This is a genomic window from Mesorhizobium sp. M0663 (assembly GCF_040320585.1).
Classification (GTDB): domain Bacteria; phylum Pseudomonadota; class Alphaproteobacteria; order Rhizobiales; family Rhizobiaceae; genus Mesorhizobium.
In genome coordinates this window covers 175046-185390 of record NZ_JAMYPX010000010.1, presented here as the reverse complement: position 1 = coordinate 185390, position 10345 = coordinate 175046, and the positions used below count along the sequence as shown (strand labels likewise).

At 64.0% G+C, this 10345-nt stretch carries 11 protein-coding genes; 5 read left to right on the top strand and 6 right to left on the bottom strand.

Translation table 11 applies throughout. The features are described from left to right. Positions 1–183: 183 nt before the first annotated feature. Positions 184–1167: a 4-hydroxybenzoate octaprenyltransferase gene (ubiA, locus tag NKI54_RS19435; protein ID WP_352692205.1), complete on the bottom strand. Its 984-nt coding sequence runs from the start codon at positions 1165–1167 to the stop codon at positions 184–186. 156 nt (positions 1168–1323) lie between these two features. On the opposite strand from ubiA, the gene purD reads away from it, so the two are divergent. After that, on the top strand, positions 1324–2601 hold the full coding sequence (gene purD / locus NKI54_RS19430; protein WP_352692195.1) for a phosphoribosylamine--glycine ligase: 1278 nt from the start codon (positions 1324–1326) through the stop codon (positions 2599–2601). 22 nt (positions 2602–2623) lie between these two features. On the opposite strand, the gene NKI54_RS19425 is transcribed toward purD, so the two are convergent. From NKI54_RS19425 to NKI54_RS19415, 3 genes are all read right to left on the bottom strand, one after another. After that, positions 2624–3781 (bottom strand): glycoside hydrolase family 25 protein, encoded by a 1158-nt coding sequence (locus NKI54_RS19425; protein ID WP_502897580.1) that lies wholly within the window; start codon positions 3779–3781, stop codon positions 2624–2626. A 138-nt stretch (positions 3782–3919) separates the two neighbouring features. Further along, positions 3920–4423 carry a GNAT family N-acetyltransferase gene (locus NKI54_RS19420; RefSeq protein WP_352635365.1) on the bottom strand — a complete coding sequence of 168 codons (504 nt, stop codon included), beginning with the start codon at positions 4421–4423 and terminating at the stop codon, positions 3920–3922. Then, positions 4420–4800, bottom strand: a complete 381-nt coding sequence (locus NKI54_RS19415) for a type II toxin-antitoxin system TacA family antitoxin (RefSeq protein WP_352692193.1) — start codon at positions 4798–4800, stop codon at positions 4420–4422. The genes NKI54_RS19420 and NKI54_RS19415 overlap by 4 nt, the downstream gene beginning before the upstream one ends. A gap of 159 nt (positions 4801–4959) precedes the next feature. Between NKI54_RS19415 and NKI54_RS19410 the strand changes: the two genes are divergently transcribed. Together NKI54_RS19410 and NKI54_RS19405 are read left to right on the top strand one after the other, a co-directional pair. Beyond that, the gene (locus NKI54_RS19410; RefSeq protein ID WP_352692192.1) at positions 4960–6723 is read left to right on the top strand and encodes an acyl-CoA dehydrogenase family protein; all 1764 of its coding nucleotides are present in this window, start codon (positions 4960–4962) and stop codon (positions 6721–6723) included. Positions 6724–6776: 53 nt separating this feature from the next. Further along, complete coding sequence (locus NKI54_RS19405) at positions 6777–7529, top strand: crotonase/enoyl-CoA hydratase family protein (protein ID WP_023674099.1); 753 nt, start codon at positions 6777–6779, stop codon at positions 7527–7529. A 72-nt stretch (positions 7530–7601) separates the two neighbouring features. On the opposite strand, the gene NKI54_RS19400 is transcribed toward NKI54_RS19405, so the two are convergent. Together NKI54_RS19400 and pdxH are read right to left on the bottom strand one after the other, a co-directional pair. Continuing rightward, positions 7602–7877: a hypothetical protein gene (locus tag NKI54_RS19400; protein ID WP_023674100.1), complete on the bottom strand. Its 276-nt coding sequence runs from the start codon at positions 7875–7877 to the stop codon at positions 7602–7604. Positions 7878–8134: 257 nt separating this feature from the next. Beyond that, positions 8135–8752, bottom strand: coding sequence for a pyridoxamine 5'-phosphate oxidase (gene pdxH / locus NKI54_RS19395; protein WP_023674101.1), 618 nt, complete (start codon positions 8750–8752; stop codon positions 8135–8137). Positions 8753–8791: 39 nt separating this feature from the next. Between pdxH and NKI54_RS19390 the strand changes: the two genes are divergently transcribed. Further along, positions 8792–9253 (top strand): RT0821/Lpp0805 family surface protein, encoded by a 462-nt coding sequence (locus tag NKI54_RS19390; protein ID WP_023674102.1) that lies wholly within the window; start codon positions 8792–8794, stop codon positions 9251–9253. A 100-nt stretch (positions 9254–9353) separates the two neighbouring features. Continuing rightward, the gene (locus tag NKI54_RS19385) at positions 9354–10283 is read left to right on the top strand and encodes a DnaJ C-terminal domain-containing protein (RefSeq protein ID WP_023674103.1); all 930 of its coding nucleotides are present in this window, start codon (positions 9354–9356) and stop codon (positions 10281–10283) included. Positions 10284–10345 lie beyond the last annotated feature (62 nt).

Genomic DNA, 10345 nt, shown 5'->3' with positions numbered 1-10345 from the left:
ACCGTCATGTGTCCGCCGCTCCGCTAAACACGGGGGCTGCGCGGCGGACACGCCGACGTCACCGCAATGCCACGCCATTTTGCAGAACTTGACGCACACAACTGATCCGTCCAACACCCCTCAACCGTCTTGGCGCTGTGCGCCAATCCACCTTCTCCCACAAGGGGAGAAGGGAACAGGCCGCTAAACCAGCGGCTTCAGCGCCACCCAAGCCGCGCCGCCGATCAGGCCGAGGAAGATCAGCCAGCCGACCTGGTTGTTCGATCTGAACAGCCTTAGGCACTGGTCCGGATCGTCGATGTCGAGCACGGCGATCTGCCGTGCCATATGGGCGCCGGCGGCGATCAGCCCGGCGAGCGCCGGTACCGGTGCCTGTGCCGAGGCGAAAGCAATGGCGAAGCAGACCAGCGCTCCGCCATAAAGTCCGGCCAGCCAGGCTTTGGTGTTGTCGCCGAACAGGCGCGCCGTCGAGCGCACACCGACGATGGCGTCGTCTTCCTTGTCCTGATGCGCATAGATCGTGTCGTAGCCGATCACCCACAGGATCGAGCCGATATAGAGCATGATTGGCGGCCCATCGAGATCGCCGAACTCGACCGCCCATCCCATCAGCGCACCCCAGGAAAAGGCAAGGCCAAGAACGAGTTGCGGCCAATTGGTGTATCGCTTCATGAATGGGTAGACGGCGACGATGACCAGCGAGCCGATGCCGAGCGAGATGGCGAAGCTGTTGAACTGCAAAAGCACGGCGAGGCCGACCAGTGCCTGCAGGACAACAAACATCCAGGCCTGCCGGCGCGTGACCTTGCCGGCCGGCAGCGGCCGCGAGCGCGTGCGTTCCACCTGGTTGTCGATGTTCTCGTCGACCAAATCATTGTAGGTGCAGCCGGCACCGCGCATGGCGAACGCGCCAAGAAAAAACAATAGGAGATACCACGGCGACGGCAGCAGCGAGAGCAGCGGATCCGACGGACGCGGATAGGCGCTCGCGGCAAGTGCAGCCGACCACCAGCATGGCCATAGCAGCAATTGCCAGCCGATCGGCCGGTCCCACCGGGCAAGCTGCGCATAGGGCCACAACCGCCGCGGCAGCGCGCGATAGACCCAGTGGCCGCTCGGCGCATCGGCGACGCGGCCCTGGGCCGCTTTCGACTGGACGGTTTCCATTTTGCTGGAGTGGCAGCAGAGGCGAATGCCGTCAAGCGTCAAGCAGCCCTCGCACGCTCGCCACGCACAATCGGCGCTTCGGCAGCCAAATGTCTTGACCCGTCGCGCGTGGCGCAATAGCGCAGTCCTGGTCGTGGAACGGTGAGGAATCTGGGCATGCGTGTTTTGTTGATCGGCTCCGGCGGACGCGAACATGCGCTTGCCTGGAAGATCGCGGCGTCGCCGCTGCTGACCAGGCTCTACGCGGCGCCCGGCAATCCGGGCATCGGCCACGAAGCCGAACTGGTGAGGCTCGATACTGCCGATCGCGCAGCGGTGGTCCGGTTTTGCAGCGAGAATGAAATAGACCTCGTCGTGGTCGGGCCGGAAGGGCCGCTGGTCGCCGGCATCGCCGACGACCTCCGCGCCGAGGGCATCCGCGTCTTCGGCCCGTCAAAAGCGGCGGCACGGCTGGAAGGATCAAAGGGTTTCACCAAGGATCTCTGCGCCAGATACGGCATTCCGACCGCCGCCTATGGCCGCTTCGACGATCTGGCTTCGGCCAGGGCCTATGTCGAGAAGACGGGTGCGCCGATCGTCATCAAGGCCGACGGGCTCGCTGCCGGCAAGGGCGTCACCGTCGCCATGACGCTTGACCAGGCGCTGGCCGCGCTCGAGGCCTGTTTCGACGGCTCCTTCGGCCAGGCCGGGGCGGAAGTGGTGGTCGAGGAGTTTCTCGTCGGTGAAGAGGCAAGCTTCTTCTGCCTTTGCGACGGCACCACCGCGCTGCCCTTCGGCACCGCGCAGGACCATAAGCGCCTCAGTGACGGCGACACCGGCCCGAACACCGGCGGCATGGGCGCCTATTCGCCGGCCCCGGTGATGACGCCGGAGATGATCGACCGGACCATGCGCGAGATCGTCGAGCCGACCATGCGCGGCATGGCTGAAACAGGCGCGCCGTTTTCCGGCGTGCTGTTCGCCGGGCTGATGATCACTGACAAGGGGCCGAAGCTGATCGAATACAACACCCGTTTCGGCGACCCGGAATGCCAGGTGCTGATGATGCGGCTGAAGGACGATCTGCTCGTCCTGCTCAACGCAGCCGCCGACGGCCAGCTGGCGCACACCTCGGTGCGCTGGCGCGACGAGGCGGCGCTCACCGTGGTGATGGCGGCCAGGGGCTATCCCGGCACGCCGGAAAAGGGCTCGGTCATCCGCGGCGTCGAGGCAGCGGCAGGCGACGGCGTCGAGATCTTTCACGCCGGCACCGCCATCAACGGCGGCGCACTCGTCGCCAATGGCGGTCGCGTGCTCAACATCACGGCGACCGGCCGCACCGTCGGCGAGGCGCAGAAGAAGGCCTACGCCGCGCTAGACCGGATCGACTGGCCGCAAGGCTTTTGCCGCCGCGACATTGGCTGGCTGGCGGTGGCGCGCGAGCAGGCGAACTGATGCTTCGGGCGGGCCTTCGGCCTCAGCGCAAGCCGTGATCGAATTCGGTCGAGACGCTGCTGACCGCATCGGCGGTGGAGACAAATCCTGGCACCGATGCCGCACGCTTTTCGTTTCGCGTCCAGGCGACATATTCGGCAATCCCGCGCGGAAGGCCCGGCGCCGCTTTCGCCGCAGGCATTTGAAAGCCGCTGCTGAACCTGGCTAGGCGCGCCCTGAATACCGCGACCATCTCCTCGAAGCTTGCTGGCGTCACGCTAGCGTAAGCGATGGTGCCGCCGGCGAGCCCGGCTTCGCGTGAGAGCGGCACCGGTATCGAGGTGAGATAATCCGGCTGCACGTCGATCAGGCCGCCGAACGGCCACTGCGCGCGCAATTCCGTGGCGTTCATCGGCGCGACGCTGACGTCGATATCGTTGGGTGTGCCCGCGACCCTGTAAGGGCAGCGGAACCGGCCGCAATTTGCTCGCGCCGAAAACTGCCAGAGCGCATAACCCTGCCAGTTGCCCATCGGAAAATGCACGTCGATGTCGGGCTTGTAGCGCGCATACCACAGCGGCAGCCGCGACAGCAGCTGGTATTTGTATCTGTTGTCGGCGATGTGCCGGGCGGTCGTTCCATTGGTGTAGAGCACTGGAAAGCGGCCGAGCCGCCGATGCACCTGGCGGACGAATTCTTCGGCGTCGTCCAGCGACATCCACTGCGTCGGATCGTCGTCCTCGATGTCGAGGGCAAGCAGGTCGTCCGGCCCGAGTTCGGCGAACTCGATGAAATGATTGGCCTGGCCGACCGGGTTGCCGGGGCGGGCGAGGTGATAGGCGCCCCATTTCAAGCCAAGCGCCTTGGCCACAACCTTGCGCGTCTGGAACAACTCACGCGCCACCGCATGGCGCTTCCAAAGCGTCTTGCACAGCCGCACCTCGGTCTCGTCGCCGAAACAGAAATAGGGTGGCGGCATTCCGTCGGATGCCTTGTTGATGAAGCCGACAAGACGCTTGTCGGTGGCAAGCCTGGTCCAGTCGATGGAATTGTATTCGTAGGCGTCGACGACCAGCGCCCGGTCGGCATCCTTCCACGGTTCGGAGAAATCCGAGGCCTTTGCCGGCGTCAGCATCAGGGTCATCGCGGCCGCGACAAGGAGAAGCGCTGAGCGGACAAGGGGGCGCGCCGGCGTTTTCAAACAGCAGATCCTTGCTGGCCAAAGCCAAATCCTGAACCGCCATGGTTAAGGAAATGCTTCGGGTGCCGAAGGGGCGAGTTGGAGCGCTGGCGAAACGACCCTTGGTGCTCCTCAAGAGCAAGGCGATGGTTGCGATTATTAGCCAAATAGTTTCAACGCTGTTGCTATGGGCAGGAACAGTGATAGCGGGCGGCTCTGAAATGGGGTGAAGCCATGCTTGCGATAATACGCGACCGCCTGGTCATCCTTGGCATCGACAATCAACGCGAAGGCTGCTGGGGCAGCGCTAACGCTGCGTCGCAGCGCATCCACGATCAGCGCCGACCCGACCCGCCGCCGCTGGTATCGGGCATCGACGGCCAGCCTGCCGACCAATATCGCGGGCAGAACCGGGTAGCGTGGCAGATGTTTTGTCTGTTCGTCAGGCAAGGACGCGATCGGTATGCTCGACGCCGCCAAAGTGTAATATCCGGCGATCGCGCCGACATCGTGATCCACGGCAACGAAGCAGTTGCCGACTCGGCGTTTGACATCCTGGCTGGCTTGCTCCCGTATATAGCGGTCGAGCGCCGACACCCCGCAGCTGAACGCCTTGCGATCATGCGATCCGCCGAGCGGTTCGATGATGATGGTGAAATTCACCGGGATTCGACGACAAGCCGTTTGTGGGCGTCGGCGGCCTTGCGCAGTGCTTCATTGGGCTCGGGCGGATTGAGAATCGCCTCCATCATGGCGCGCTGATCCTCGACGGAAATACGCAGGATGGTGGTGTTCTCGATAGTACGCTGCGCCGCCTCTTGAGCGGCGGCGACCACGAAGTCGCTGACGCTGCGGCCCTGGATTTCGGCGGCACGTTTCACCACGTCCAGCATATCCGGCGAAATACGGGCTTCGAGACGGGCGGTGCGGGTCTGTTGGTTTGGCATTATCGTCATCCCTGATGCTGCCTTGTACGGGAAATAACCGTACAAAACAAGTGCGTCGTCCGGCTCTAAGTAATTTTGCATACGAGCCAGCAATTGCAAAATCCGCGTGACAAAGTTTGACGTTTACGTAAAAAGAAGATGGACAGGGAACTCCGAAAGCAGATGATTTTGCATCGGCACAGGTCTTAAGTAGACCTGCCAGACTGGGGAGGGCCAGACTGGGGAGGGCCGGGCTGAGGAGGAGCGAACGCCATGTATCGGGCACCGGTCGAGGAGATCGCCTTCACCCTGAAGCATGTCGCCGGCTTGAAGCCGGCGCTCGATGCAGGCAATTTTGGCGAACTCGGCGAGGACCTTGTCGACGCCATTCTGGCCGAGGCCGGCCGCTTCGCCAGCGAGGAGGTGGCGCCGCTCTACACGGTCGGCGACCAGCACGGCGCGGTGCTCAACGGCGCTGCCGTCACTACCCCGCCCGGCTGGAAGGAACTTTATCGCCGCTGGATCGGCGGCGGCTGGAATGCGCTGTCCGCGCCGGAAGCGTATGGCGGCCAGGCGCTGCCGGCCATGCTCGGCGTCGCCGCGCTCGAAATGTGGAACTCCGCCTCGATGGCGTTCGGCATCGCCCCGACGCTGACCATGGCCGCGGTCGAAGCACTCGACAAGCATGGCTCGAAGGCACTCAAGGTCAAATATCTGGAAAAACTGGTCTCCGGCGAATGGATGGGCACCATGAACCTGACCGAGCCGCAGGCAGGCTCGGACCTGAATGCCTTGCGAACCCGCGCCGAACCGGCCGGCGACGGCACCTACCGCATCTTCGGGCAAAAGATATTCATCACCTATGGCGAGCACGATTTCACCGACAACATCATCCATCTGGTGCTGGCGCGGCTGCCGGACGCGCCGGCCGGCACGCGCGGCCTGTCTTTGTTCCTGGTGCCGAAATTCCTCGTCGGAGACGATGGCGCGCTGGGCAGGCGCAACGACGTCTTCTGCTCCGGGCTGGAGCACAAACTGGGCATCCACGCTTCGCCGACCTGCACGATGATTTATGGCGATGGCTTCGAAGGCAGCAGGCCCGGCGCGATCGGCTGGCTGGTCGGCGAGGAGAACAAGGGCCTCGCCTGCATGTTCACCATGATGAACAATGCGCGCCTTGCCGTCGGCATGCAGGGCGTCGCGGTCGCCGAGGCGGCGACGCAGAAGGCGCTCGCGTATGCAAACGACCGCCGGCAAGGCAAAGCGGGAAGCTGCCGCGGTGCCGGCATGGCGCCGATCGTGCATCACCCCGACATCCAGCGCAGTCTTCTGACCATGAAGGCGCTGACCCAGATTGCCCGTGCCATCTGCTATTCCTGCGCCCACGCCATCGATCTCGCGTCACAGAGCGAAGATGCAAAGCACTGGCAGGAGCGCGCCAATCTGTTGACGCCGCTGGCCAAGGCCTTTTCGACCGATGTTGGCGTCGAGGTCGCCTCGCTTGGGCTGCAGGTGCATGGCGGCATGGGGTTCATCGAGGAGACAGGCGCCGCAGCACTTTATCGCGACGCGCGCATCGCGCCCATTTACGAAGGCACCAATGGCATCCAGGCGATCGATCTGGTGACACGCAAGCTGCCGCTCGGCGGCGGCCGGCATGTGCATGGCTACATCGCCGAGCTCAAGGCCGTCGCCGATGCGGTGCGAGCGTCGAACCTTGAAGGCTTCGGCCGCACCGCCGATCGCCTCGACCAGGCGCTCGACGAGCTCTCCCAGGCAACTCGTTTCCTGCAAGACCTGCAGCCCGAAGGCCGTTCGGACGAGGCTCTGGCCGGCGCCACACCTTATCTCAGGCTGATCTCGCTTGCCGCGGGCGGGGCCTATCTGGCGCGCGGCGCGCTTGCCGACCAAAGCCGCATCGCGCTTTGCCGGTTCTTCGCCGAGAACCTGCTTGGCGAAGTGGGCGCGCTCAAGGAGCGCGTCGTCGGCGGCGCCGACAGCCTTGCCGTTGCCGGCAAGGCGCTGATTTCAGCCTGACGTTCGCACGCGCCGATATTCACAAAGGCCCGAAATTCACAAAGGACGAATCCGTGACAGACCACATCCTCGTCGAGCGCCAGGGCGCCATCCAGATCATCCGCATCAATCGTCCGGACAAGAAGAACGCGCTGACCCGCGCCATGTACGCGACGATGTCGGCGGCTCTTGCCGGCGGCGACGCGGATCCGGCGATCCGCGTCCATGTCTTTCTCGGCGTGCCCGGTGCCTTCTCGTCCGGCAACGACCTTGCCGATTTCATGATTGTCGCCTCGGGCGGTGAAGGCGGTACCGAGGTCTGGGATTTCCTGATGGCGCTGGCCAAGGTGGAAAAGCCGATGGTTTCCGGTGTCGACGGCATTGCGGTCGGTATCGGCACCACGCTCAACCTGCATTGCGACCTGACCTTCGCCACGCCGCGCACAATGTTCCGAACGCCCTTCGTCGATCTCGGCCTTGTGCCGGAGGCAGGATCGAGCCTGCTCGCACCGCAGATCCTCGGCCGCCAAGGCGCCTTCGCGCTGCTTGGCCTCGGCGAGGGCTTTTCGGCCGAGAGGGCGAAGGCCGCCGGGCTGATCTACGAAGTGGTCGAGGAGAGGGAACTCGAAGCATCGGTATTGGCGGCGGCGGGCCAGATCGCCGCCAAACCGCCGCAAGCGCTGAAGATCGCGCGCGACCTGATGCGCGGCTCGCGCGACGCCCTTGTCGAGCGCATCGGCCAGGAAAGCCAGCATTTCCGCGAGCGGCTCAAATCCGACGAGGCCCGCGCAGCCTTGACGGCCTTCATGACCAGGAAGAAGGCCTAGACCTTCTGGCCTTGTCTCGCATCGTGGACCCGCCGGCAGCAACCGGCGGGTTTTCTTGCCATGATCTCTTTGTCACATCGCCATTTTTTTACATTCGGCCTGGGCCTTTGCCGAAGACGTGTCGATCATGAATGTCTTGCCTTTGGCGTCGGTCATCAACATCATGCAATGCTTGATCGGTTTCGCCATTTTCATCATTTCGGCGCTCATCTTCGCGTCGGGCATCATGGTGCCCATATGCCCATCGGGCATGATCGCCATGACCTCCCCACCCTTCATCACCGTCATTGTCCCCATCGCGTCCTCCGCAAAGGCTTGCGAAGCGAAAAGGCAGGCAAGACCGGCCATCGTGACCAACCTGAGTGAATGCATTGCTTCCTCCTGAATTTGCGCCGGCGGCGCGTTGAGCCCTTCCCTGGTTCGTTCCGGCAAGCTGGAACGTTTCACGCACACGAGATCGTGATAGTGGGAATTGGAAATCCGGCAGAAGCGGCCCGGCCTTGGCCGCCTTCATGACCGGGAAGAAGGGCTGAAAAAATGGGCGCCGGTGCGGAAGCTGCCGATCTCCCCCCTTGTGGGGGAGATCGGCGCTCCACCGTCGTGCCCTACGGATAAAGCCTCACCTTGTCCCAACCGCCCTCGGCGTTGCGCGAAAACACCACACGGTCGTGCAGCCGGAACGGACGGTCGTGCCAGAACTCGATGGTCTGCGGCACGATGCGGAAGCCTGACCAGTGTTTTGGCCGCGGGATGTCGCCGATCGCGTGGCGCGCCGTGTATTCGGCGACCGCTTTTTCTAGCGCGAAGCGGCTCTCCAGCGGCCGCGACTGTTTGGAGGCCCAGGCGCCGATGCGGCTGCCGCGCGGACGCGTCACGTAATAGGCGTCGGCTTCGGCGTCGGTGACGATCTCCACCGGGCCGCGCGCTCGCACCTGCCGGCGCAGCGATTTCCAGTGGAAGCACATCGCCGCTTTCATGCTGCCAAGAATCTCACGGCCCTTGGCACTCTCGAAGTTCGTGTAGAAGACAAAGCCGCCCTCATCGAACCCCTTAAGCAGCACCATACGCACATTCGGCATGCCTTCGGCATCAACGGTCGCCAGCGCCACGCTGTTGGGGTCGTTGATCTCGCTCTTCGTCGCGTCGTCGAGCCACGCCGCAAAGAGCCGGAACGGCTCCGCCGCCTCGGTAAAGTCACCGCTTGTTAACCCGGTTTCGCTCATAGTTTTCCCAAATTTGTCGCCGGCTGGGGAGATTGCCGATTGTCGCGTATCGCGCAAGCTTTTGACAGTGGGCAATGGAGCGTTATCGCTTCGGCCAGCGCCAAAGCCATGATCGTGATAATCGTCCTGCCGCTTGCCGCCTGTGGTGGCGGCGGCTTCAGCCTGGAGCAGGCGGAGGTCGACCGCTCGGTGCTGACCGCGAGCACGCCGGCCTCAGTCATGTCGCTCGATCAAGACCGCGCCTCCGATCAGGCCACGATCCGCAACGCCGTGTCCTCCGCTGACGTCGAGCAACTGGCTGGGCAGGCCGTTCGCTGGGCGAATGCCGACACCGGCTCGCGCGGCTCCATCACCGAGCTGGCGGAATTCAGGGCTAACGGCGAGACATGTCGTCGCTTCACCGCATCGCGCGAAAGCTTCGACGGCGTCGCGCTGTTCAAAGGCGAAATATGCCTGGCCGGCGGCAGCATCTGGCGCATACAGGACTTCAAGGCGCTCTGATTTTCCGCCGGCAACATGGTGGTAAGCCACTGGAATTCCTTCCTATGCGAGCGCATATAGGAGGCGATTATGGACTCACTCCTTCTCCAGGGCAGTAAGCATGCGCGACCCCTATGAGGTGCTGGGCGTTGCCAAGAACGCATCGGCCAAGGACATAAAATCCGCATACCGGAAGCTCGCCAAGAAGTATCATCCGGACCAGAATCCGGATGATCCCAAGGCGAAGGACCGTTTTGCCGCCGCCAACCAGGCTTACGAGATCGTCGGCGACGAGAAGAACCGGGCGGCATTCGATCGCGGCGAGATCGACGCCGACGGCAAACAGCGTTTCCAGGGTTTCGAAGGCGCGGCCGGCGGCGCCGATCCTTTCGCCGGTTTCCGCCGGCAGCAAGGGCCGGGCGGCGCGCATTTCGAATTCCGCACGGGCCGTCCCGGCGGCGATCCGTTCGACGGCAACAGCGACATCTTCAGCCAGATCTTCGGCGATGCTTTCAGCCAGCAGCGCGGCGCCGGCACCGGCGGCCGCCGTCAGGCCCCGACCGCCGCCGATCTCAACGTGACGCTGGACGTCACCATCGAGGAGGCCGCCACCGCGGAGAAGGTGACGGCGATGTTCCCCGACGGCCGCAAGATGGCGGTCAAGTTGCCGGCCTATGTCGAGGACGGCCAGACCATCCGGTTGAAAGGCCAGGGTGAGCAAGGACCGGGGCAGCCGGGCGATGCGCTGGTTAAAATCCGTTTCCGCCGGCACCCGCGCTACCGCGTCGAGGGCCGCGACCTGCATGTCGACCTGCCGGTGGAACTGGCCGATGCGGTGCATGGCGCCAAGGTGGCGGTCGAAACCCCGACCGGCAGGATTGCGGTCAACGTCCCCCCTTGGTCGAGCTCGGACAAGGTTCTGCGGCTGAAGGGCAGGGGCCTACCGGAAAAGGCCGGCGGTCACGGCGACCTCTACGCACACGTGCGGCTGATGCTGCCGGAAGGCGGCGACGCCGAGCTCGAGGCGCTGATGCGCCGTAGAAAGGGCTGACGGTCGAAAAGGCTGGCGCTTAATGCCGTGTGTGTAAAGCGGGCACTCCGGGGTGGGCATGC

Coding starts and splice junctions, on each gene's coding strand:
- ubiA (WP_352692205.1), bottom strand. CDS start 1,167: ATGGAAACCGTCCAGTCGAAAGCGGCCCAGGGCCGCGTCGCCGATGCG.
- purD (WP_352692195.1), top strand. CDS start 1,324: ATGCGTGTTTTGTTGATCGGCTCCGGCGGACGCGAACATGCGCTTGCC.
- NKI54_RS19410 (WP_352692192.1), top strand. CDS start 4,960: ATGTATCGGGCACCGGTCGAGGAGATCGCCTTCACCCTGAAGCATGTC.
- NKI54_RS19400 (WP_023674100.1), bottom strand. CDS start 7,877: ATGGCCGGTCTTGCCTGCCTTTTCGCTTCGCAAGCCTTTGCGGAGGAC.
- pdxH (WP_023674101.1), bottom strand. CDS start 8,752: ATGAGCGAAACCGGGTTAACAAGCGGTGACTTTACCGAGGCGGCGGAG.
- NKI54_RS19385 (WP_023674103.1), top strand. CDS start 9,354: ATGCGCGACCCCTATGAGGTGCTGGGCGTTGCCAAGAACGCATCGGCC.